The organism is Nocardia sp. NPDC051756, assembly GCF_040681495.1.
Taxonomy (GTDB): Bacteria; Actinomycetota; Actinomycetes; order Mycobacteriales; family Mycobacteriaceae; genus Nocardia.
On record NZ_JBFAYV010000002.1, the window covers coordinates 339048 to 362423 of the forward strand.

Annotated in this window: 23 protein-coding genes; 13 read left to right on the top strand and 10 right to left on the bottom strand. The window is 66.9% G+C overall.

The genetic code is table 11. The annotated features are described in order from the left end of the window. Positions 1-44 precede the first annotated feature (44 nt). Positions 45-530 carry a MarR family winged helix-turn-helix transcriptional regulator gene (locus AB0M22_RS07610; RefSeq protein WP_364722316.1) on the top strand — a complete coding sequence of 162 codons (486 nt, stop codon included), beginning with the start codon at positions 45-47 and terminating at the stop codon, positions 528-530. On the opposite strand, the gene AB0M22_RS07615 is transcribed toward AB0M22_RS07610, so the two are convergent. Next, positions 466-1518, bottom strand: coding sequence for an Lrp/AsnC family transcriptional regulator (locus tag AB0M22_RS07615; protein WP_364722318.1), 1053 nt, complete (start codon positions 1516-1518; stop codon positions 466-468). The genes AB0M22_RS07610 and AB0M22_RS07615 overlap by 65 nt on opposite strands. A gap of 143 nt (positions 1519-1661) precedes the next feature. Between AB0M22_RS07615 and AB0M22_RS07620 the strand changes: the two genes are divergently transcribed. From AB0M22_RS07620 to AB0M22_RS07635, 4 genes are all read left to right on the top strand, one after another. Further along, complete coding sequence (locus AB0M22_RS07620; RefSeq protein ID WP_364722320.1) at positions 1662-2522, top strand: NAD(P)H-binding protein; 861 nt, start codon at positions 1662-1664, stop codon at positions 2520-2522. 46 nt (positions 2523-2568) lie between these two features. Continuing rightward, entirely contained in the window at positions 2569-3171 is a 603-nt protein-coding gene (locus tag AB0M22_RS07625; RefSeq protein WP_364722322.1) for a hypothetical protein, read from the top strand. A gap of 109 nt (positions 3172-3280) precedes the next feature. Next, positions 3281-3598, top strand: a complete 318-nt coding sequence (locus tag AB0M22_RS07630; protein ID WP_364722324.1) for a hypothetical protein — start codon at positions 3281-3283, stop codon at positions 3596-3598. 185 nt (positions 3599-3783) lie between these two features. Continuing rightward, positions 3784-5634 (top strand): lipase family protein, encoded by a 1851-nt coding sequence (locus AB0M22_RS07635; protein WP_364722326.1) that lies wholly within the window; start codon positions 3784-3786, stop codon positions 5632-5634. 54 nt (positions 5635-5688) lie between these two features. Here AB0M22_RS07635 and AB0M22_RS07640 read toward each other — a convergent pair whose 3' ends face one another. The 3 genes from AB0M22_RS07640 to AB0M22_RS07650 all read right to left on the bottom strand — a co-directional run bounded on the left by AB0M22_RS07640 (position 5689) and on the right by AB0M22_RS07650 (position 8669). Next, positions 5689-6273: an NAD(P)H-dependent oxidoreductase gene (locus tag AB0M22_RS07640; protein ID WP_364722328.1), complete on the bottom strand. Its 585-nt coding sequence runs from the start codon at positions 6271-6273 to the stop codon at positions 5689-5691. A 137-nt stretch (positions 6274-6410) separates the two neighbouring features. Further along, positions 6411-7046, bottom strand: coding sequence for a hypothetical protein (locus AB0M22_RS07645; protein ID WP_364722330.1), 636 nt, complete (start codon positions 7044-7046; stop codon positions 6411-6413). A gap of 219 nt (positions 7047-7265) precedes the next feature. Beyond that, complete coding sequence (locus tag AB0M22_RS07650) at positions 7266-8669, bottom strand: hypothetical protein (RefSeq protein WP_364722332.1); 1404 nt, start codon at positions 8667-8669, stop codon at positions 7266-7268. Between the two features lie 66 nt (positions 8670-8735). Here AB0M22_RS07650 and AB0M22_RS07655 point away from each other — a divergent pair, with 66 nt between their 5' ends. Both AB0M22_RS07655 and AB0M22_RS07660 read left to right on the top strand, forming a co-directional pair. Then, positions 8736-9443 carry a TVP38/TMEM64 family protein gene (locus AB0M22_RS07655; RefSeq protein ID WP_364722334.1) on the top strand — a complete coding sequence of 236 codons (708 nt, stop codon included), beginning with the start codon at positions 8736-8738 and terminating at the stop codon, positions 9441-9443. Positions 9444-9779: 336 nt separating this feature from the next. Beyond that, the gene (locus tag AB0M22_RS07660) at positions 9780-10289 is read left to right on the top strand and encodes an Ltp family lipoprotein (protein WP_364722336.1); all 510 of its coding nucleotides are present in this window, start codon (positions 9780-9782) and stop codon (positions 10287-10289) included. Between the two features lie 143 nt (positions 10290-10432). On the opposite strand, the gene ychF is transcribed toward AB0M22_RS07660, so the two are convergent. Together ychF and AB0M22_RS07670 are read right to left on the bottom strand one after the other, a co-directional pair. Then, on the bottom strand, positions 10433-11512 hold the full coding sequence (gene ychF, locus AB0M22_RS07665; protein WP_364722338.1) for a redox-regulated ATPase YchF: 1080 nt from the start codon (positions 11510-11512) through the stop codon (positions 10433-10435). A gap of 59 nt (positions 11513-11571) precedes the next feature. Next, on the bottom strand, positions 11572-12495 hold the full coding sequence (locus tag AB0M22_RS07670) for a zinc-binding dehydrogenase (RefSeq protein WP_364722340.1): 924 nt from the start codon (positions 12493-12495) through the stop codon (positions 11572-11574). Positions 12496-12626: 131 nt separating this feature from the next. On the opposite strand from AB0M22_RS07670, the gene AB0M22_RS07675 reads away from it, so the two are divergent. Beyond that, positions 12627-13469: a helix-turn-helix domain-containing protein gene (locus tag AB0M22_RS07675; protein ID WP_364722342.1), complete on the top strand. Its 843-nt coding sequence runs from the start codon at positions 12627-12629 to the stop codon at positions 13467-13469. Between the two features lie 4 nt (positions 13470-13473). Next, complete coding sequence (locus AB0M22_RS07680) at positions 13474-13896, top strand: VOC family protein (protein ID WP_364722344.1); 423 nt, start codon at positions 13474-13476, stop codon at positions 13894-13896. 75 nt (positions 13897-13971) lie between these two features. On the opposite strand, the gene AB0M22_RS07685 is transcribed toward AB0M22_RS07680, so the two are convergent. The 3 genes from AB0M22_RS07685 to AB0M22_RS07695 are packed head-to-tail and all read right to left on the bottom strand — an operon-like array spanning position 13972 to position 16981. Next, positions 13972-14784, bottom strand: coding sequence for a carbohydrate ABC transporter permease (locus tag AB0M22_RS07685; protein WP_364724011.1), 813 nt, complete (start codon positions 14782-14784; stop codon positions 13972-13974). Positions 14785-14810: 26 nt separating this feature from the next. Next, entirely contained in the window at positions 14811-15656 is an 846-nt protein-coding gene (locus AB0M22_RS07690; RefSeq protein ID WP_364724014.1) for a sugar ABC transporter permease, read from the bottom strand. A 41-nt stretch (positions 15657-15697) separates the two neighbouring features. After that, entirely contained in the window at positions 15698-16981 is a 1284-nt protein-coding gene (locus tag AB0M22_RS07695; RefSeq protein ID WP_364722346.1) for a sugar ABC transporter substrate-binding protein, read from the bottom strand. 357 nt (positions 16982-17338) lie between these two features. Between AB0M22_RS07695 and AB0M22_RS07700 the strand changes: the two genes are divergently transcribed. The 4 genes from AB0M22_RS07700 to AB0M22_RS07715 all read left to right on the top strand — a co-directional run bounded on the left by AB0M22_RS07700 (position 17339) and on the right by AB0M22_RS07715 (position 22158). Then, entirely contained in the window at positions 17339-19633 is a 2295-nt protein-coding gene (locus AB0M22_RS07700; protein ID WP_364722348.1) for a carbon starvation CstA family protein, read from the top strand. 47 nt (positions 19634-19680) lie between these two features. Continuing rightward, complete coding sequence (locus AB0M22_RS07705; RefSeq protein ID WP_223885122.1) at positions 19681-19884, top strand: YbdD/YjiX family protein; 204 nt, start codon at positions 19681-19683, stop codon at positions 19882-19884. A gap of 106 nt (positions 19885-19990) precedes the next feature. Continuing rightward, entirely contained in the window at positions 19991-21619 is a 1629-nt protein-coding gene (locus AB0M22_RS07710) for an Ada metal-binding domain-containing protein (RefSeq protein ID WP_364722350.1), read from the top strand. Beyond that, a complete protein-coding gene (locus tag AB0M22_RS07715; RefSeq protein WP_364722352.1) occupies positions 21616-22158 on the top strand; it encodes a methylated-DNA--[protein]-cysteine S-methyltransferase in 543 nt (180 codons plus the stop codon). The genes AB0M22_RS07710 and AB0M22_RS07715 overlap by 4 nt, the downstream gene beginning before the upstream one ends. A gap of 17 nt (positions 22159-22175) precedes the next feature. Here AB0M22_RS07715 and AB0M22_RS07720 read toward each other — a convergent pair whose 3' ends face one another. Then, positions 22176-23366, bottom strand: coding sequence for an MFS transporter (locus AB0M22_RS07720; RefSeq protein ID WP_364722354.1), 1191 nt, complete (start codon positions 23364-23366; stop codon positions 22176-22178). Between the last annotated feature and the right edge of the window lie 10 nt (positions 23367-23376).

Consider the following 23376-nt stretch of genomic DNA (forward strand, 5'->3'; position numbering starts at 1 on the left):
TGCACAATTGGATATAACGTGACGCACCCGACATAGTGAGGCCCATGTCCGAATTCGGTCCCGCCGACAACGCAGCGCTCACCCGCCTGGTCTTCGAGCTCACCCTGCTCGCCAGGCACTTCCCCGCGTCGCTGCTCCGCCGCCCCGGCTTCCAGCTCGACCGCTCGGCTTTCCTCATCCTGACCCGGCTGGAGTACGACGAGCCGCTGAGCCTGCGCGAGCTGTCCGAGGCGTTCCAGCTCGATATCTCCACGATCAACCGCCAGGTCGGCGCGATGCTCAAGCAGGGGCTCGTCGACCGCGTCCCGGACCCGGACGGTGGGATCGCGCGCAAGATCCAGGCCAGCATCAAGGGCCTGGATGTGCTGGCCGCCGATCGCATGCAGAGCCGGGAAGGCATCGGGGCGGTGGTCGCCGATTGGGACGGTACCGATGTCGACCAGCTGAGCAGGTTGATCGCGCGGTTCAATCAGTCCGTCGAGCAGATCGAGGAAAACCCGTGGCCGCGGCCGCCGGAGGTGCGGCTCTAGCCGACACCTTCGCCGATTTCAGCTCGGAGATCGTTCGGCCGCCGGCTTTGACGGTGGCCAGGACCGGGGCGGTCTCGAGGGTGCGGATCGCGTCGAGGGTGCCGAGGCGGGCGGTGAGGTATCGGTGCAGGGCGGCGGGGTCCGGACACATGGCCTGGGCGACGAGGTTCGCCGAGCCGGTGGTTGCGACGACGAAGGCTAGTTCTTCGTGGCCTGCCAGTATGGTCGCGACCGCGTCGAGGTGGGCGGGGGCGATCGACATCCACAGCAGAGCTTGGGTGGTTACGCCGAGTAGTGCGTCGTCGAGTTCGACGTCGAAGAAGAGCGCGCCGGTTGTTCGGAGTTCGGCCAGTCGTCGGGTGACGGTGGCCGGGGACCAGCCGGTTGCCGCCGCAAGTTCGGCGAGGGTGGCGCGTCCGTCGCGGCTCAGTGCGCCGAGCAGGGCGGTCTCGGCAGGGGAAAGTGTTCGTCGTTCGGGCGATTTGTCGGTTGGGGTCTGAAGCTGTTGCTGCTGAGCGGGATTCAGTGCGTTGACGTGTCCGTGCCATACACCGGGACCGCCGTGATAGGTGTGCAGTACTAGATGCGCCGAGACTCCGGTGATGCCTGCTGTTCGTGGAATGTCATGCAGCAGTAGCGATCGCGAGGTTTGAGCACCGAGGGGCACGTCGACGATGAGCAGGATTTCAGTGCCGCCGGACATCAGCTTGACCCATGAGGTGTCGGATCTGCGGGCCAGCGAATTGGCGAGGTTTTGCGCGGCGGCGGTTGTGGTGGTGAGCCGAACCAGCCACTGCGCCTTGCCGATTCCACTCGTGTCCGGCAGTCCGACAACGCGTAGGCCCGCCTCGGTGCGCAGTCGGCGGTAGCGGCGGGCGATGGTCTGGGTCGAGACGCCGAGGACCGCACCGATCTGGCTGAGCGGCGCCCTGCCGTCTATGTGCAGGGCGTGGATCAGGCCGCGATCCACGTCATCAAGTGTGGTCATTCCTTTCATATCACCACTCTGGATGGAACTTTTCTACTGTTTGTGAGCCGCAGATGGATCTGTTGACGGTTCTGGTCGCACCCTGGTCCAGGCAGCGGGCGCTCGACCTGAACGCCTGTGCTATCGAAAGAGGCAGCGACACAATGATTCTCGTAACCGGGGCCACCGGAACCGTCGGCCGTGCCCTGATCGACCAGTTGCTCGTTGCGGGCGAACAGGTCCGCGCGACCAGCCGGAATCCGGCAGCGGCGAAGTTGCCTGACGACATCGAAGTGGTCCAAGCCGATCTGGGCGATCCCACCCGGATGGCCGTCGCGATGCGCGAGGTGGATCGGGTCTTCCTGTTGTCCACCGGCCCCGACATCCCCGAGCACGACGCCATCGTCGCCGACGCAGCCGCTCGGGCGGGTGTCGCGCGATTGGTCAAGCTGTCGTCCGGCCGCACCGGTGACGACACCGCCACCGATCCCATACCCACCTGGCACCGCGCGGGCGAACAGTCGGTGCGCAGTTCCGGCGTGCGGTGGACCATCGTGCGCCCGCTCGGATTCATGTCCAACGCGCTGCACTGGGCAGGCACGATCCGGGCACTCGGTGCCGTGCACGCGCCATATGGCCAGGGGCGCATAGCTGTCATCGATCCGCGTGACATCGCCGCGGTCGCGGCGGTCGCACTCACCACCGACGGCCACGAAGGTCAGATCTACACACTCAGCGGCCCGCAGGCCCTGTCCCCGGGCGAGCAGACCGCGGTCCTCGGTGAGGTCCTCGGCCGGCCGCTCGAATTCGTCGAAGTCGCACCGGCACAGGCACGGCAGGCCATCCTCGACCACGGCGTTCCCGCCGAGCTGGCGGACGCGATCATGGCGCTTCGAGCCACCGCGCTGGAATCCTTCACCTCCGTCGTGCATGACACCGTCGAACGACTGACCGGCACCCCACCACGCACCTTCCGGCAGTGGGCCACCGACCACGCCGCCGAGTTCCGCTCCGCCGCAGCCTGACTCGGCCCGGGCGGCGGCGCGGCGGCAACCCCCGTACCATCGAGGCGTGAGGCTGGGTGTGGGGTTGCTGGCCGTATCCGTCCTCGCGGCCGGATGCCAGGCCGGCGAAGACGAGTGGTCCGACTGGACCGTGACGGTGTACTACACCGCTGTCGAGTCCTATCACGACGGCCCCCTGGAAACGGTGCACGGCTGCACCGCCATCGACTGCGTCGAATCCGACGTCCAACTGGGCGAGCTGCCAAGCGATTTCGTCGACGCCGTGCGCGACGAAGGCACCGGCCGCATCACCAGCGGCACCAACGCCGGCGCCTACCTGAACTGGTCCTACGACACCGGCTTCTGGCTCGACTCGCACCCCCGCGACGCCGCAGGCGAAATCCTGCAACCCTTCCACAGCGCCGCCGCCGACGGCCTCGACCCCGGCACCCGCCTGCGCCTCACCGATTGCGGCATCATCGACCCCGAAACCACCCCCGCCTGCACCAAATTCCAAGCCGCCGAATGGTCCATCGGCGAAGAATTCATCCCCGGCCCCAGCGGCCCACACCACCTGGACCTCTACATAGGCGAAGAAACCGCTCCCGACTTCCCCGATACCCCCGACTTCCCCCTCTTCGCCGGCGCCGCCCTGGAACCCCTCCCCTGACCGAGGCGTAGCCGGGAGCGAGGTCCCCACCAGCACAACGTGATCGGGAGTTCGCCGGTCGTGCGGGTGGCGGGGCGCTAGGCTCTGCGGCTGGGTCGGACCCGACGTCTTGGGAGGCGCTTCGATTCACACGAAACAACACGCATGGTGGGACAACTATCTGGTCGCCCTGCTGGGGCTGGTTCTCGCGGCGGGGTTTGCGTTCGCCGCGATCGCCGCGGCCTCGGGCGGGGCCTATCCGCTGGCGATTGCTCTGGCGGTGCTGGCGGTGCCGTTCGCGATTCCCACCATCGTTCAGATACTCGGTGAGTTGTTCATCTACCTGATGATTCCGGTCGTTTTGGTCGGATTCGTACTGTTTCTCCCGGTTCTCGCGGTCAGCCCGGCGGCGCGGACCTGGGCGCGGCGGAGGTGGCGGCACCGATGAGCCAGGGGCTCGGGCCGACGAAGATCACATAGCCCGTTCGTTAGCCATCCGTAGAGTTATCGGCATCGAGCTGTTTGCCGCGTAACCGAAGGACGGAGGCCCCGGGTGAGCGAGCTTCAGCGAGCGAACCGAAGATACAGCGCGCCTTCGCGCACGACGGAGCCGAGCGCCAGCGAGGCGGAGTCGTGAGCGGTGGCAAGGCTGTGAGCTGGGATGTACGTGGTGCGGCGTGGTGGCTGCCTGGGCTGATCGTGATCCTGGCGGGTGTGCTGCTGTACTCGCCATTCGGCGTTTCTCTGATCGAGGGACGCGTGGTCGTGGTGGTCGCGATGCTGGTACTCGGCGCGTCCGCCGCCGCTCGGTGGTGGTTGGCGCGGAGAGACGGTTCGTCCGGCTCTGAGCCCGATGAGTCGTCGGATCGCGACAACGCCAGGCTCGTGCGTGCTCAGCGGTTGCTGGGCGCCGAGGCGGTGCTTACCGTGGCGTTCGGGGTCCTCGGCATCGCCGGGCTGCCCATGTCGGTGTCGACGGCACTGGTGTGGGTCGGGACCTTCTTCATCGCACTGGGAATCTGCGGGCTGCTGGCCGGAACCGGGCGCGATGAGGTCCTCGTCGCGTCCGCGGCGCTCGCGGGCTGGCAGATACTCGCGGGCGTAATTCTCGCGACGCTGCCCTTCCGCACCGGTCTCGATTTCACCGCGTGGACGATCATCACGTTGTTGATCACCGGTGTGGCGATGCTGGTCCGCGGCCTTCGACTGACCGCGCCGCTGCCTCGCGCGAGCACCCTGCGCTGGTGGCGTCCTACGGCGATCACCGTGCAGCTGATCGTGCTCGCTGTGACCGTCGGCTGGTACGGAACGATCGTCACCCAGGCAGCCCGGCAAGACGCCGAACAAACCCGGCTCGACGCCTTCTACGAAGTGCCCCAGGGCCTTTCGCCCCAACCGCCCGGCACCGTGATCCGCACGGCACCGATGTCCCTTCCCGGGGTGAACGGCCACGGTCAACGCATCCTGTACTGGTCTCAAGACCGCAACGGCGCCCCGGCGGTGTCCTCCGGCATGGTCTGGACGCCGCTCGCCGAAGGGGCCAACCGCCCCATCCTGAACTTCGCCCACGGCACCGTCAGCCTCGGCGCCGAATGCGCCCCCAGCAGGCAATCCGGGATCGCCTCGACCATGCCCTGGCTCAACGACGCGCTCGACCGCGGCTGGGTGGTCGCCGCCAGCGACTACGCGGGCGCGGCAGGCACCGGCGACGGCGAGCACTACCTGGTCGCCGCCGACCAGGGCCGCGACACCGTGAACGCCGCCCGCGCCGCCCACAACCTGCCCGGCACCAACGCGGGCACCGACATGCTGATCTACGGCGTCTCCCAGGGCGGGCTCATCTCGCTGGCCGCCGCCGCCCAATCCCCCAGCTACGCACCCGAATTGCACCTCGTCGCCGACGCCGCCACCGCCCCGGCCTCCGACATCGCCGGCATCCTGCGCGCCAACCCACCCCAACTCCTCAACGGCTGGGCCGTCACCCCGTTCCTCACCACCCAGTACGCGAAGGTCTACCCCCAACTCGACCCCAACGCCCTGCTCACTCCCCAAGCTGCCCTGCGCAATCGGGAAATGGCCGGAGCAGGTTGCGCCGCAGCACCTTTCGCCGCCCTCTTCGCCCGCATCACCACCGTCCCCGGCATGGGCGATTACTTCAAGGGCGACCCTTTGGCCGACCCGTCTTGGCGTCGAGCCTTCGAGGAAAACCGAGCCCCCGACATGCCTTCCGGCATCCCGGTTTACCTCGCTCAAGGACTGGAGGACCAACTGGTCCCCCCGAAATTCACCGCCGCCCTGGTCGATCGTTACTGCTCCGCAGGCACTCCCGTAACCACCCAGTGGAATCCTGGCGTCGGCCACGACAACGACAACGAGAAGGCCGTCGCTCCCCGCGTGATCCAGTGGTTCGCCGACCGCCTCACCAACACCCCCACTCCCAACAACTGCGGCGACGCTCTGCCGGCGACTCTCACGGAGCACTAGCCGCACGCGAACCCGTTGTGGCGGAACACATCCGGGGTCAGCGAGGTATCGGCCTCAGGCCGCGTATGGACGTTCGGCGCGGGCTGTGCGAAGGGCGGATCCCCACCAGACGAGTTGGTTGAGTAGTTGGTCGGCGGCGGCCGTGGGAGCGGCCGGATCGGTGAGTTTGCCTGTCGCGTCGAAGAGTTGGCCGGCCCAGTGGAAGCTCACGGTGTCGCGCACGGTGACGGCGTGGAGTTCGGCGAAGACGTGGCGGAGGTGCTCCACCGCGCGCAGGCCGCCGGAAACGCCTCCATAAGAGACGAATCCGATCGGCTTGGCCTGCCACTGGGTGAAGTGCCAATCGATCGCGCTCTTCAGGGGTGCCGGATAGCTGTGGTTGTACTCCGGGGTTATCACGACGAATCCGTCGGCGGCGGTCAGCCGCGCACCGACGGATTCCAGCGCTCGCGCACCCTCGGGGTCGGGTTCGCTCGACATGTAAGCGGGCAGTTGGTCTTCCGCGAGATCGATGAGGTCGACCGCGATGTCGTCGCGTTGCTTCGCGTGATCGATGAACCAGTTGGCCACCGTGGGGCCGAACCGTCCCGCCCGGGTGCTCCCGAGGATTACCGCGACCTTGACCGGATTCTCTGTCATGACAGTTCCTTTCGATGCGTGCAGGTGTGCGCGCAAGCATCGAACATCAACAAAGGTTCAGGTCAAATCGGCGCGTTCCATCCGGCGTATCCGCCAGGTCAGGGGCGATCAGCCGTCGCTGTTGTCGGCCGGAGCCGCTACTTCGCTGTTGTGGTGACCGTCGGGGCGGGAGTGGTCGCAACGGAGGTCGTCGCGGACGGTTGCGGCGTCGGCGAGACGGTGGCGGTCGGCCGAATCGGGTCGGGGCACCTCTTGTTCCACTCGCCGAGGGTGTTGATCTCGCCGGGCGTCCGCGGATCACCCGTGTAGTCGATCTGGTCCGTGCATTTCGCCGGCTTGGGGGTCTCACCGCAGACGATGATGCCGCAGTTGTCGGTGCCGCCGGGCGCCGGCGGCGGGGTCTCACCACAAACGATGATCCCGCAGTTGTCGGTGCCACCGGGGCGCGTCGCGTTCACGTCACCGCAAACGATTTCGCCGCATCTGTCGGTCCCGCCGGGCGCGGGTGCCTGGGTCTCGGTCTGTTGAGCGGCGGGCTGACCCGGGTCACCGGCGCCCGGACGCGTTGCGGCGGGAACTCGCGGCGTACCCGGATCAGCCTGCGCCGGAATCGAACTCGTCGGCGTCTTGGTCGCAGTGACCGAAGTCCCGGTCACTTTGCTCGACGGCGGCGCACCGGAGTCCGGTTCTTTCGACCCGCACGCTGCCAATATCAGCACCAGTGCCGCCAGCAGCACCCCTAGCACTACACGCAGCCGAATATCAACCTTCATGATTTCCCTCTATCTCCTCCAGCTGCCGAAGCAGCACCCCGATCCGAAGGTAAAAGTACACGGAGACTGAGGATTTCGGGCAATGCGCTTTTCGACACCGGGCAGCAACTCGGATATTCCGAGTCAAGACCACAGAATAGGTGCCCCTTGTATACGGGGCCGAGAATGCCACGGAGACAGCCGATCCCGTGGAACGCGAGACGGCCCCGATCGAATAGCTCAGGTCGGCCGCTTCTTAATGGCGTACTGCAACGCGCTTTCCGCGTTGGCGGTGCCTTTCATCATGATTTCGAGCGCCCGGACAAGCGGATCGATGCCGGTGGCCACGCGACCCTGCTCCAGGATGGCAACCCGGCGGACCCGCTGGTCGGCAAAACCGCACACGCCGCGCTCGCCGGAGGTCAGCGCGGTATCGGGCGGCAGCGACACCAGGCTCGGCGTCGCCTCGGCGATCAGCAGGAATCCACTGGCGGCAAACCCGCGCAGAGCCCCGAGCGACCACTCCTCCAACCGGCCTTCCTTGGTGGTCTTGACCCCTTCGCCGGTTTGCCGTCCCGCGTCCGGATCGGTGGGCGCGTCCGTTCGCTCCGGCCCCGGGACTTCACCCCCGAATGTTTCGTAGGTCATGATGTTGATCGCCTGGCTCGGATCCGTGCCCCGGGTGATCACCACTGCCTCGGCCGTACGCAGCGAATCCAACCGCTTCTCCTGATCGCGCTGAATGCGCAGGAGTTCCACCGCCAGTTTGCGATTCAGCTCGTTGTCCAAGTACCGCTTGCATCGTGCGGCGTCCTCCGCCCACTCCTGCACCCGTGCCTGCGCGAGCGCGTACAACTTCTGATAGGCGACCACGATGTCCTGCGCCGTGTAAGTCTCATCGGGATCGTCGATCGCGGTCTTCACGAGCACCGCGAGCATTTTATGCAACGGACCGGTCGATTTGGTCGGTGGCGTCACCTGGGCGGCGAGAATGGTGGCGGCACGCGTAAATTCGGTGATCGGACTAGGTCCTGAAGCAGTGGTTTTGGTGGGATCCTGCAAGGTGAGCACGGTGATCTCCAGAGCTGAACGAGATGGTGAGACCCCTTCAGTCTGAACCCTTCTCGTCACCGACCTGCCCGGAATCCGAAGCATACGACCGGGTTCGGTTCGGCCACCCGAGTACGCTGCGTACACCCACCCGCCGAAGGAAGGTTCGCCATGCCCGACGACGATGTGCGCGCCGCTCTGCAACACCATTGGGCAGCCTCGGACGCCAACGACTTTGCGACAGAACACGAAATCTACCGAGCCGACGCAATTCTCGAATATCCGCAATCCGGCGAGCGAATCCGCGGTCGGCACAATATTCGAGCGTCCCGCGAAGCCCAGCCGAACACGAAACGCTTCACCGTGCGCCGCATACTCGGCGGCGGCACCCTTTGGATCAGCGAACTCGTCCTCGAATACGACGAGGAACCGTTCTACGTCGTCAGCATCATGGAATTCGACGGCCCAGACGTAGTCCGCGAAACCCAATACTTCGGCGAACCCTTCGCCCCCGGCCCCTCCCGCGCCCAATGGGTCGAACACCTGGACTGAAACCTTTTCGGCACAAACCGATTTCGGAGTCGGATCAGACACGGAGCGGATTCGACCACAGCCCTCGATTCGCGACCGCGGTCACCGTGCGGCAGGGTTGAGCGCACCATGACTGACGACGATCCTTCGCAGACCAGCCGCTGGCGACACGGCGCGCGCCTCGCGGCATGCATCGTGTTCCTGCTCACGCTGTTCTACCTCGTCGCCGTCGCCCGCGTTATCGACATCAACAGCGTGCGCGACATGGTCGAAGCAACAGGCCCGGCAGCACCGCTGGTCTATGTAATCGTCTCAGCACTCCTCGGCGCCATCCTCGTCCCAGGCCCGATCCTCGCCGCCGGAAGCGGCCTACTGTTCGGCCCACTCCTCGGCACATTCGTCACTTTGGGTGCCACCGTCGGCACAGCAACGATCTCCAGCTACCTCGGCCGCCGAGCCGGCCGAGAAAGCGCCCGCGCCCTACTCGGCCCCACCCGCGCCAACCACCTCGACACCCGACTAGACCGCCACGGCCTCTGGGCCGTAGTAGCCCAACGCTTCATCCCCGGCGCCCCAGACGCCCTCTCGTCCTACGCCTTCGGCGCCCTAGGCATCCCCCTATGGCAAATGGCAACCGGCGCCTTCATCGGCTCAACCCCCCGAGCCTTCGTCTACACCGCCCTAGGCGCCTCCATAGGCGACCTTTCCGCCCCCCTCGCCTACACCGCCATCACAGTCTGGTGCATAACCGCCATCCTCGGCGCCTTAGCCGCCCACCGCACCCTCCGCACCTGGCGCCGCCGCAACGAGGAAGCCGAACCAACGGCGAAAAGCTAGACGTTGAAGCGGAATTCGACCGACCCCGACCAAGCGGTCGGCGCGAACGATCGGAGAACGTAGCCGAGTTGAGTGCGTTCGGCTGACTCGCCGTCCGAGCCTGCCCGATCGGGCTGAACCTCCGTGGTTTGCCGATTTGCGTTCTGCGTGGTGATTTCTGTGTCACTGCTGGTTGGGGTTGTACCGGAGTCGGTTGTTCGAATGACTGTGGCGGGTGCGCGCCGACCATAGGCTTGTTGTTGTCGTCTTGTCTTGGTCTCCAGCCTCTTCTGCTGGGGTTGCCTCGAATCATGTGCGGACGGCGATCCCCGCGTAATGAGCAGAGCAGGAGTACAGATGACCGAGCCGTTCCCCACCCCACAACCCAACTACCGGTCGGCCGTAGGCTCGCCGACGGAGCAGAAGAAGTGGGTGTGGCTGGTCGGCGCTCCGGTACTGGCTCTCGTCCTGGCGGTACCCGCATGGAACAGCGCTCCGGCAGCGGCCGACGCCGCTCAGCTGGGTATCGCGGCACCCGTGTCGACAGTTGCGGTCGAATTCTCCCCGGCCAAGCTGGACATCACTTCCAGCCAGCGCAACGCCATCCGGTCTGCCCAGCAGTACCTCGACTACTCTGCCTTCTCCCGCAGCGGTCTGATCCACCAGCTCGAGTACGAAGGCTTCTCTACCGCAGACGCTACGTTCGCGGTGGACAGCCTGAATGTGGACTGGAACGAGCAGGCGGCAAAGAGCGCCAAGCAGTACCTCGAGTACACCTCGTTCTCTCGGTCCGGACTGATCGATCAGTTGGTGTATGAGGGCTTCACGCGCGCCCAGGCCGAGTACGGAGTCAATGCCGCCTACTGACAACCTCTTTCGGCGGTAGACCCGGACACCGCAGCACCCCTTCCGGGCTCGTCTCGCTCGACGGCGGCGATGTCACGTATCGCGCGCGCACCTGCGCCGCATTGGTACGGAGCGCGGGGTGAAACCTATGGTCAGATCCGCCGCTAGACGTTGAAGCGGAACTCGACTACGTCGCCGTCGGCCATGACGTAGTCCTTGCCTTCCATGCGGACCTTGCCTGCGGCTTTGGCGGCGGCCATCGAGCCGTGTTCGACCAGGTCGTCGAAGGCGACGATCTCGGCCTTGATGAAACCGCGTTCGAAGTCGGTGTGGATGACGCCGGCGGCTTTGGGGGCGGTGTCGCCCTGGTGAATTGTCCAGGCGCGGGACTCTTTCGGGCCTGCGGTGAGGTAGGTCTGGAGGCCGAGGGTGTGGAAGCCGGTGCGGGCGAGGGCGTTCAGGCCGGGTTCGGTTTGGCCGATGGATTCGAGGAGCTCGAGGGCGGACTCGTCGTCGAGCTCGAGGAGTTCGGCTTCGACCTTGGCGTCGAGGAAGACGGCGTCCGCGGGGGCCACGGCGGCTTTCAGCTCGGCGATCTTCGCGTCGTCGGTGAGGATGGACTCGTCGGCGTTGAAGACGTAGAGGAAGGGCTTGGTGGTGAGCAGCGAAAGCTCTTTCAGCAGTTCGCCGTCCAGCTTGGCGCGCGCGGAGTAGAGGGTCTGGCCGCTGTCGAGGACGGCGTTGGCGGCGACGGCCGCGTCGAGCAGGGGCTTGCGGTCCTTCTTGATCCTGGCTTCTTTTTCCAGCCGCGGGATCGCCTTCTCCAGGGTCTGCATGTCGGCGATGATCAGCTCGGTCTCGATCACCTCGATGTCGGCGAGCGGATCGACGCGACCGTCGACGTGCACCACGTCATCGTCGGCGAAGACGCGCACGACCTGGCAGATGGCGTCGGCCTCGCGGATGTTGGCGAGGAACTTGTTGCCGAGACCGGCACCCTCGGACGCGCCCTTGACGATGCCGGCGATGTCGACGAAGGACACCACGGCGGGCAGGATTTTCGCCGAACCGAAGATCTCCGCGAGCTTGTTCAACCGCGGATCGGGCAGCGGGACCACGCCGACGTTCGGCTCGATGGTCGCGAACGGGTAGTTCGCGGCCAGCACGTCGTTCTTGGTCAGCGCGTTGAAAAGCGTCGACTTTCCGACGTTGGGCAGGCCGACGATTCCGAGGGTGAGACTCACGAGAACGAGAGTCTACGCGGCAGGCGCGGGCCACCGACCCGCGCCTGCCCCACCGGTGATCAGGGGATAAGCACAACCTTGCCGAGATTGCCGCGGTCCTCGATCAGCGCGTGCGCCTCGGCGACGTCGTCGAGCGCGAATTCGGCGTGCACGACGGGTCGCAGCTGATCCGACGCGACGTACTGCCACAGCTCCTGCCGCCACTGATCGAGCAGGTCCGGCTGTCGCTGCGCGATGCGCGCGATCTGGAACCCGATCACCGACTTGGCGCCGACCAGCAGGTCGTAGGCCTGGATGGTGCCGCCGCCGGAGCTGTAGGCGACGAGCCGCCCGCCCGGCGCGACCGCGGCGATAGCGGGTCCGAGCAGATCGCCGCCCACCGCGTCCAGCACGTAGTCGACGGGCTGGCCCCACGACTCCTGCCCGTACTCGATCACCTCGTCGGCGCCGAGCCCACGCACGAACTCCGCCTTGGCCTGATCCGAGACCGCACCGACCACCCGGGACGCCCCGCGCACCCGCGCCAGCTGCACCGCGAGATGCCCTACCCCACTGGCCGCAGCCGTGACCAGCACGGACTCACCTTCGAGCGGCGTCGCCGCCTCGAGCGCACCCAGCGCGACCAACCCACTGCGCACCAACGCGACCGCGTCCACGGCCGACGCCCCGTCCGGAATCGGCGATGCCATCGCCGCCGAAACCAGCGCGTATTCGGCGTACCCGTGCCCGAACACCAGCCCGGTCACCCGATAGCCCGGCGCGTACCCGGTGACGCCGTCGCCGACCGCGACCACCTCGCCCGCGACCTCACCGCCCAGCGGGATCGGCGTGGGCTGCTCGCGCACCTTCCGCACCATCGGCAGGGTCACCCCGATCGCCTCGACCCGGACCAGGAGTTCACCCGGGCCCGGGGTCGGCACCTCGGCCGACCCGACCTCGAGCACCTCAGGACCACCGCTGCGCTCGTATTGGACCCGCCGCATCACACCTCCAGAAAACATCGGAAAGACGACACGGTAACCAGAGCCCGGTGTGGGCTCATACCCGATTTCGGGTCCGAGTGCTCCATCTCACCGCGCTTGCGGCCGCCGGTGGGCGGCGTAGCGTGACCTGCATGGAGCCGATCACCGAGGTGGTGACCGCGCGGCCGGCGCCCATGCTCACGCCGTTCATCGATCACTACCTCGGCTACCGCATGACGGGTTATCCCGCCGGGTTGCATCGCGGGCTGCCCTCGGCGCACATGACCTTCATCATCAGCATCGGCCCGACGATCGACGTTGTGGCGCAGACGGATCCGAGCCAAGCCCCGCAGGACTATCGCTGCTCGGTGAGCGGGTTGCAGGCGAACACCGCGCTGATCTCGCATACCGGGCACCAGGAGGGCGTCTCGGTCGCGCTGACCCCGCTCGGCAGCCGAGCGCTGTTCGGGGTACCGGCCGCGGCGCTCTGGGACACGTCGGTGGAATTCGCGGACGTGGTCGGCCCGGTCGGGCGCGAGCTGTGGGAGCGGTTGCAGGAACCGCTGAGCTGGCCGGAACGCTTCGCCGCCGTCGACCGGATCCTGACCCGGATCGCCTACCCCGATCGCGTGGTCGCACCCGAACTGACCTGGGCCTGGCGCGCGCTCGTCGACTCCGGCGGCACCCTGTCGGTCGGTTCGCTGGTGGAGGAGATCGGCTGGAGCAGACAGCACCTCGCCCGCCGGTTCGGCAACGAGTTCGGCCTGAGCCCGAAGCTGGCGGCCCGGATCACCCGCTTCGAACGGGCGCGGCGCATGCTCGAGCGCACCCCCTCGTTCGTCACCATCGCGCAGGTCGCGGCCAGCTGCGGCTACTACGACCAGGCACATCTGAATCGCGACTTCGCCGAACTGGCCGGGACCAGCCCGACGGCCTGGCTGAGCGAGGAGATTCCATCCGTCCAAGACACCGAGCGGTCCGCCGGGCGACGCTGAGCGCATGACGAATCCAACCCCCACCGACATCACCACCCGCACCGCCGTCTGGCCCGCGCTGACCTTCCGCGACGCCAAGGCCATGTCCGCGTTCCTGGTCGAGGCCTTCGGCTTCCAGGAGACCGCGATGTACACCCGCGAAGACGACCCGTCGATCGTCGTGCACGCCGAACTGCGCTGGCCGCTCGGCGGCGGCGTGATGTTCGGCTCCGCGTGCAAGGACGAGAGCGAGTTCGGCAAGCGCGTCCCCGGCAACGACTCCACCTATGTGGTCTGCGAAGACCCGGATGCCCTGCTCGAGCGCGCGACGGCCGCCGGGGCCGAGGTGCTGCGCGGTCTGCGCGACGAAGACTATGGTTCGCGCGGCTTCACCGTCCGCGATCCCGAGGGCAACCTCTGGAGTTTCGGTACCTACTGGGGCGAGTAGCAACCGGGAGCACTGCGTAAGTTCACCTGGGGTCCGCGGCCCGGCGGCACCGAGTGTCGTTGGGCCGCTGGGTATTCAGCGCCCGCCGAGACCGGACATGGCCATGCCGCGGATGAACGCGCGTTGCGCGATGCCGTACACCACGAGCAGCGGCAGCAGAATGACGACCGACGTGGCCATCAGAATCGGCCACTGGGTGTAGTACTGCCCCTGCAAACGCACCAATCCCAGTGTCACGGTGGCAATCTCGTTACGCTGAATCATGACCAACGGCCACAGGAAGTCGTTCCAGACGGTGATCCAGGTGAGCACGCCTAGCACCATCAGAGCAGGACGGGTGTGCGGCAGCAGGACTCGCCAGTAGACCTGCCAGGTGGAGCACCCGTCGAGGATGGCCGCCTCCTCCAATTCCATTGGCAGCGTGCAGAAGAACTGCCGCATCAGATAGGTACCGAAAGCGCTGCCGAACAGGCCGGGCACGATCATCGCCCACGGCGTGTCCACCCAGCCGAACGCCCGCATCAACAGGAACTGCGGGATCACCGTGACGGTCAGCGGCACCATGAGCGTGCCGAGATAGGCGACGAACAGCACCTCGCGCCCGCGAAACCGCAAGCGCGCGAACGCATATCCGGCCAGCGAGCAGAAGAACACCTGGCCCGCGGTGACACACGCCGCGTACATCAAGGTGTTGAGCAGCATCCGCCACATCGGCAGCAGCTCGAAAACCTTGCCGTAGTTGGACCATTGGGGACTGGCCGGCAGCAGGGCTCGATCGGCGACCTCGCCCTCCCGCTTCAACGATCCGGACACCGCCCACAGAATCGGCGCCAGCGCACACCACGCGATCCCGATCAACACCGCGTAGATCCCCACCCCACGCAACATCCGGCGCACGATCGCCTTGTCCGCCTTCACAGCTCCACGGCCTCCCGCCGGGCGAACCGTAACTGCAACAAGGTGAGCACCAGCAGAATCGCGAAGATCACCCATGCCAGCGCCGACGCGTACCCGACCTCGTAGAACCCGAAGGCGTTCTGGAACAGCATGATTCCCAGCAGATAGGTCCCGGTCTCCGGTCCCCCGTTGCTCCCGGTCAGCGCATAGACCTGATCGAACGCCTGCATCGAGTTGATGACGGTGATCACGAACACGAACGACAGCGGCCCCCGGATCAGCGGCAGCGTGATCGCCGAAAACCGCCGTAGCGCACCGGCTCCGTCGAGTTTCGCCGCCTCGTACAACGGCTCCGGCACCCCCTGCATCGCGGCCAGCAGAATGACCGTCGCGAACGGCACGCTCTTCCACACCGTGACCACGCTCAGCGACACCAAGGCCAGATCCGGATCGGTCAGCCAGGGCACCGGCCCCAATCCGATCCAGCCGAGCCCGATATCGAGCATCCCGTCCTGGGTGAAGATGAACCGCCACACCACCGCCATCGCCACCGTGGACGCGACCAGCGGCAGGAACGCCAGTGTCCGAAAGAGCCCGACACCGGCCAGCTTCCGATTCAGCGCCGCGGCGATGCCCAACCCGATCACTACCGTCGGCGCCAGCGTCAGCACGGTGAACACCGCACTGTTCCGTAACGCGATGAGAAACAACGGATCCGACCCGAACAACCGCCGATAGTTGGCCAGCCCGACGAACCGCATCGGCCGGAACAGATCCCACGCGTGAAAGCTCAAATACAGCGAGAACCCCAGCGGAAACAACAGGAACACCGCCACCGCGGCGACATTCGGCGCGACGAACATCCACCCGGCCCGCTCCCGTTTGCGCGCGAGCTGTGTGCCCTTCACGAAGGCTCCAGCAGGGCATCCACGTCAGCGGTGAACTGACCATCGAAGGAGGCGGCAGTGGCGGCTCCCCGAAGTACCCGGTTGGCCCCGCGTTCGAGCAGCGCGGAAACCTTCCCCCAGGCCGGCGTCACCGGCAACGGACGGGAGCTGTCCGGCCCCTCGGTGAACACGGTGAGGTTGCGGATATCCCGATGCGCCGCAGCGAATCCGGGCGACCCCATCGCGGACTTCAACACCGGCACGAACAACCCGGACGCGGCGACGATCGCCTGCCCCACCGGCCCGGTAGCGAATTTGACGAATTCCCAGGCCTGTTCGATCCGCGGGCTCCCTGCCGCTATGGACAACCCGGTACTGCCGACATCGGTGATCGAACCGGGCCCACCGTGCGGCCCCACCGGCAGCACCGTGACATCGATCGAAAGCTCTTCCTGCCCAGCGAATTCGGAATACAGCCAGTGCCCGCCGAGCACCATCGCCGCCCGCCCGCCACGGAACAGATCCGGCGCCGAGATCGACAGCTGGTCGGCGACTCGCGGCGCCACTCGATGCCGCACCGCGAGATCCGCGTAGAACTGGAACCCCGCGGCGAACCGAGGATCACCGAGGTTGGCCTTGGTCGGCGCCACCGACGGCGTGAACCACTCCGCCCCGTTGTTCATGCCGAAGCAGGCGGCCGAGTAGTACGGCACCCACGCATCGGCAAAGCCCCATTGCCGGTCCCGCGTGAGTGTGCGTGCGGCTTCCAGGAATTCGTCGAACGACCACGCGTCCCGCCAGCGCGCCGGCGGCGTCAGCCCGGCCGCCGCGAACAACTCCCGGTTGTAATAGAGGAATACGCCGGACCACTGCTCGGGCAGCGCGTACTGCCCACCGCCGTAGGTGAACGTGTCGTACAACGCCGGATAACTGTCCCGCCGCAACATCTCCGCGTACTCCGGCTCCCGATCGAGCAGCGTGCGCAGATCGAGCAACACCCCCCGCTCGGCCAGCCCGGAGTAGAGCAGCTCCCACGCCATGATGACGTCCGGGCACCGCCCGCCCGCGCAGTAGGTGAGCAGCTGTTGCTGCGGATCCGGCCCGGACATGATGGTGCGAATCCTGATGTCCGGGTGCCGCTTCTGGAACTCGTCGATGATCCTCAGCCGCACCCGGGCCTCTTCCGGCCTGGCCTGGAAGAAGAAGGTCAGTTCGTCGTCGGGTGATCCGCATCCGGTCGCGCTCAGCAGCGGCGCGGCCAGGGCCGAGCCGAGCAGGGTGCGACGGCGGACCGGTGACACGAGCTCCTCCACGACGGCAGGCGGGCGGATCCGGGAACCACGGCATCAGAAACGTCAGTGTGTAGGACCGATCGGCAGACGCCGGAGCCAGCATGGCAGCATACGGATGGCAACATCGCCGGGCGAGGGAACACGCCCACCCGCACCGGCGAATACCGGGCCGCGCGGGCCACCCGTACCCGCCGCGTACCCCTGGATCGAGCCCCGCTCGTACGAACACACAGTACGAGTCGACGCGGCGCGCACGATCCGTATCGCAATGTTCAGACTTCACTAAGTCCGGCTCATTCGCGCTTCAGTTCAGCTACGTTGTGAACGTTTCAGCAAGTCCAGCTCGATCACGGGAGAGTAGTTCGCATGGCGACCATCGAATACCTCCGGACTGATCCCGACCTCCCTCCCGTGGGTGTCGTGGACCGTTCGCCTATTACCCCTGTCAAAAAGGGCATCTTCGCCGCCATCGCGATCGTCGGCGCGATCGCCTGGGCGGTCCTCGCCATCTCGCGCGGCGAGTCGGTCAACGCGGTCTGGATCGTGGTCGCGGCCGTGGCCACCTATGTATTGGCCTATCAATTCTATTCCAGGCTCATCGAATACAAGATCGTCAAGCCGCGTGACGACCAGGCCACGCCGGCCGAGATCCTGGAAAACGGCAAGGACTACATGCCGATGGACCGGCGGGTGCTGTTCGGGCACCACTTCGCCGCCATTGCCGGCGCGGGCCCGCTCGTCGGCCCCGTCCTCGCCGCCCAGATGGGCTACCTGCCGGGCGTGCTGTGGATCGTGATCGGCGTCGTGTTCGCCGGCGCGGTGCAGGACTACCTGGTGCTGTGGGCCTCGACCCGCCGCCGTGGCCGCAGCCTCGGCCAGATGGCCCGCGACGAGCTCGGCGCGGTCGGCGGCGTCGCCGCGATCATCGCCGTGCTGGTGATCATGATGATCCTGCTCGCCGTGCTCGGCATCGTCGTGGTGAACGCGCTGGCCGCGACCCCGGGCAAGGACGGCACGTTGCAGGGCGGCAGCCCGTGGGGCGTGTTCTCCATCTCGATGACCATCCCGATCGCCCTGTTCATGGGCGTCTACCTGCGCTACTTCCGGCCGGGCAAGGTCGGCGAGGTGTCCATCATCGGCTTCGCGCTGCTGCTGCTCGCCATCATCTCGGGCAACTGGGTGGCCGGCTCCGGGTGGGGCCAGGACCTGTTCACCCTGTCCGGCACCACCATCGCCTGGTGCCTGATCGCCTACGGCTTCGTCGCCTCGGTGCTGCCGGTGTGGCTGCTGCTCGCGCCGCGCGACTACCTGTCCACCTTCATGAAGATCGGCACCATCGTCCTGTTGGCCGTCGGCGTGCTGATCACCATGCCGGTGCTGAAGGCCCCCGCGGTCTCGGAGTTCGCCAGCTCGGGCAAGGGGCCGGCGTTCGCCGGCAGCCTGTTCCCGTTCTTGTTCATCACCATCGCCTGCGGCGCGCTGTCCGGATTCCACTCATTGGTCTCCTCCGGCACCACGCCGAAGCTGCTGGAGAAGCAGTCGCAGGCCAGGATGATCGGCTACGCGGGCATGCTGATGGAGTCGTTCGTCGCGGTGATGGCGATCATCACCGCGAGCATCATCGACCAGCACCTGTACTTCGCCATGAACGCGAGCGCCGGCCTCACCGGCGGCACCGCGGAGAAGGCGGCCGCCTACACCAATAGCCTTGGGCTGAGCGGTGATCCGATCACCCCGGCGGAGCTGACCCAGGCGGCCAAGGACGTCGGCGAGACCAGCATCGTCTCCCGGACCGGTGGCGCGCCGACGCTGGCCGTCGGCATGTCCGAGGTGCTGCACCGGTTCCTCGGCGGCACCGGGCTGAAGTCGTTCTGGTATCACTTCGCGATCATGTTCGAGGCGCTGTTCATCCTCACCACGATCGACGCGGGCACCCGGGTCGCGCGCTTCATGCTGTCGGACTCGTTGGGCAATCTCGGCGGCCCGGCCAAGAAGTTCAAGGATCCGTCCTGGCGTCCGGGCGCCTGGCTCTGCTCGGCGATCGTGGTCGCCGCGTGGGGTTCGGTGCTGCTGATGGGTGTCACCGATCCGCTCGGCGGCATCTACACGCTGTATCCGCTGTTCGGCATCTCCAACCAGCTGCTCGCCGCGATCGCGCTCACCGTGGTGCTGACTATCGTGATCAAGAAGGGCCTGATCAAGTGGGCCTGGATTCCGGCGATCCCGCTGATCTGGGATCTGATCGTGACGATGACGGCGTCCTGGCAAAAGATCTTCTCCGCCGACCCGAGCATCGGCTACTGGAAGCAGCACAGCAACTATGTCGCGGCGGTGGACGCGGGGAAGATCTTGGCGCCCGCGAAAACGGCCGCCGATATGGACAAGGTCGTGCGCAACACCTTCATCCAGGGCAGTTTGTCCATCATCTTCGCGGTGCTGGTGCTGATCGTCGCTATCGTCGGAGTATGGGTCTGCGTACGCGCCTGGCGCGCGGGCGGCGGACCCGACAGTGAGTCGCCGGACGAGCCGTCGAAGATCTTCGCACCGAAGTCCTTCCTGGCGACTTCCACGGAGAAGGAGGTGCAGCGGGAATGGAACGCCTTGATCGAATCGGGGAAGGTCCGAGCACCGGGCGCCGCACAGCCGAAAGTGACGCATTGACCGTGCAGGTGACCCCGCAGGACGGCCGACCGGCCGCCCTGCGGGGCCTGCGGGCCGCTGGAAGTTCCTGTGCGACAGCGGTTCGTGCGGCCGGCTGGTGGTTCAACTCGATCCTCGGTGGCCAGGACTATCAGCGCTACGTGGACCATCTGACCCGCAACCATCCCGGCTGCGCGGTGCCGACGGAACGCGAATACTGGCGCACCAGGCACGCGGACGCGGACAACAACCCGACGAACCGCTGCTGCTGAGGCACGGCGGGGCGACGCGATGAGGGCGACGCTCCGCCTGCCCCGGCCGGGCCGATCTGTGGTGATGGCAGATTTCCGCTAGCGGAGTGTGCCCTTACCTGACATTGTGGTTGGCGTGACGATCACGGCGTTTGATTTCGAGCGGTGCTACCGGGCGGTATCGACCAGGGACTCCCGCTTCGACGGACAGTTCTTCACCGCGGTGCGGACCACCGGAATCTATTGCCGCCCTTCGTGTCCGGCGATCACGCCGAAACGGGCGAACGTCTCGTTCTTACCGACCGCGGCGGCCGCACAGCAGGCCGGTTATCGGGCCTGCCGCCGCTGCCTGCCGGACGCCGCCCCCGGATCTCCGCTCTGGAACACCCGCGCCGACCTGGCCGCGCGCGCGATGCGGCTGATCGGCGACGGCGTCATCGAACGCGGCGGCGTGCCCGCGCTGGCCGCCACCCTCGGCTATTCGCAGCGGCAGTTGACCCGGGTGCTCACTACGGAACTCGGCGCGGGACCGCTGGCGCTGGCCCGCGCGCACCGGGCGCACACCGCCCGACTATTGATCCAGACGACGGCAATGCCCATGTCCGACATCGCCTTTGCCGCCGGGTTCGCCAGCATCCGCCAGTTCAACGACACGGTGCGCGAGGTGTTCGCGGTCAGCCCGACCACCATGCGGACCGAGGCGCACAAGGTGAAATCCACGTCGAACGGGCGTCCGGCGCCCGCGGTCAACGGCGTACTCAGCCTGCGGCTGCCCTATCGCGAACCGCTGGACAAGGCCTGGCTGGAGTGGTTCCTCTCCGCGCATGTGGTGCCCGGCATGGAGCTGTGGGAGAACCGCGCCTACACCCGGAATCTGCGTACGCCGCACGGTCATGCGACGACTCGGCTGAGCTTCCAGCGCGACCACGTGCGGGCCGAGCTGGCCCTGCACGACATGCGCGACCTGGCCCCGACGGTGGCGCGGCTGCGGCACCTGCTCGACCTCGACGCCGACCCGATCGGCATCGACGAGGCGCTGGGTGTCGCTCCGGGACAGCGGGTTTCGACGCCGGAGCTGGCCGGACCGGATACCACGCGGCTGCCGGACGCGGGCGCGGGATCACCACCGGACGCCGATACCGCGCTCGCCCCCGGCGCTGGGCGACAGCCGATGTTCTCCCCTGGCATTCGGGTGCCTGGCTGCCTCGACGGACCGGAACTGTTGCTGCGCACCATGATCGGGCAGCAGATCTCGGTTTCGGCGGCGGCGACGCACACCGCGCGGCTGGTGGACGCGCTCGGCGACCGGGTCGACGGGCCGATTCCGCTGCTGTTCCCCACGCCGGCGGTGATCGCCGAACGCGGTGTCGAGGTGCTCACCGGGCCGACCCGGCGGATCCGTTCGATCATCGGCGCGGCCGAGGCCCTGGCCGGCGGCGAACTGGCCTTGCATCAGGGGCGCACCGCGGCCGATCTGCGCCGCGATCTGCTGGCGCTGGACGGGGTCGGGCCGTGGACCGCCGACTACGTGACCATGCGGCTGCTCGCCGACCCGGACGTGCTGCTGAACACCGATCTGGTGGTCCGTCAGGGCGCGGCGGTGCTCGGCATCGACCTCGCCGACACCACGCACTGGGCGCCGTGGCGCTCGTATCTGTCCATGCACCTCTGGAAGGCGGCGCTCACCGAGCGCGCCGACCGATCCAAGTCCGCCGCGGCGAAGTCCGCCTCCTCGAAAGCGAAGTCCGAAGCATGAACGCTCCCACCGCTGTTCGCTCGACCAAGCGCCATATCGGTACGACCACCGCGGATTTTGCGACCGTCGATACGCCGATCGGTCCGTTCACCGCGGTGGTCGACGCAGACGGTGCGGTCATCGCCTCCGGGTGGACCGCCGATGTGGGTGAGCTGACCCCCGTGATCCATCCGACCTTGCGTCCCGCCGAACTGCGGCAACGAGATTCGCTCGGTGAGCTGACCCGGGTAATCATCACCTATCACGACGGCGATCTCGCGGCGATCGATACGGTCCCGGTTCGCCAGCAATCCGGTGAATTCCTCATGCACGCTTGGGATGTGCTGCGCAAGGTGCCGGCGGGCGCGCCGATCACCTACACCGAGTACGCCGCCATCTCCGGTCGTCCCGATGCCACCCGGGCCGCGGCCAACGCGTGTGCGCGGAATGCGGCGGCACTGTTCGTTCCGTGCCACCGCATCTACCGCATCGGTGGTGCGCTCGGCGGTTTCCGCTGGGGTCTGCCGGTCAAGCGCTGGCTGCTCGATCACGAGGCGTGAGCGGGTCTGTCGTGCCCTCAGTCGATGGCGGGGTGCTCGATATAGCGCGCACGTCCGGCCGATAAACCGAGCACGACGTTGCCCACCATGAGCACCAGCAGTCCGATCAGTGGCACCGTCCACGAGCCGGACAGCGAGTACAACGCGGTCGCGATCAGCGGTCCCGCGCCGCCGATCAGGTAACCGATGGTCTGCGCCTTCGTCGACAGAGCGGCGGCGGTGTGCTGATCGCGGGTGCGCAGCACGTACAGCATGCTCGGAATGGTCTGTCCGGCACCGATACCCACGCCGAGCAGCACGAGCCACAACGGGGCGGTCGCGACCGGCGCACACAGGATGCCGAGGACACCGACGAAGCACAGTGTCGCCGCGGCGGCCAGGTGCAGGCGCTGGTTGCGGTGGCGTCCCGCCAGCGTCGGTCCGAGGAATCCGCCGACGGCCAGCATCAAGGCGCAGATCGACAGGTAGAAACCTGCGGTCGTCTGGCTGACACCACGCGAGACGTAAATCGAAGGCAGCCAAGCGAACACGGTGTACAGCAGTAGCGATTGCAGGCCGAAGTAGCCGGTCACGCTCCACGCCAACCGATTTCGCAGCAGCCAGGACCACGAGTTCGAGACCGCATCGGGCGCGGGCTGCTGATCGAGCTGTGGGATCAGCGCGATGAGCGCGAGTAGAGCGGGGATGAGTGCGAGGCCGAGGGCCAGCGCGGTGGAGCCGGTAGCCTGGTACACAGGCACGGTCAGTGCGGCGACAATCGCGGCACCGACGCTGATCATCAGGCCGTAAACGCCCAGCATGGCACCGATTCGGGTCGCCGGGAACCGCTTCTTCACCAGCACCGGCGTGATCACGTTGAGCACGGCGATACCTGCGGCCGCCACCACTGTGCCCGCGAACAACCCCGCCGTGCCGATCGAGCGAATCACGATGCCGACCACCAGCACCGCGGTCGCCGCGAACAACGCGCGCTCCTCGCCGAGCCGCCCGCGTGCCAGCACGCCGACCGAGGCGAAGATACCCATGCACAAGACGGGCAGGGCGGTCAAAAGTGTTGCTGCGAAACGACTCAGGTCGAGTGCGGGCAGCAACGGCCCTGGTCCGGCGAACGGGATGCGGAGGTTGAAACTGACCAGGACGAACGCGGTGACCAGCAGCGGCATCGACGCCGCCCGGGTGGTCCGCGGCGGATCCAGAACTCGGCTCATGCCGTCACTG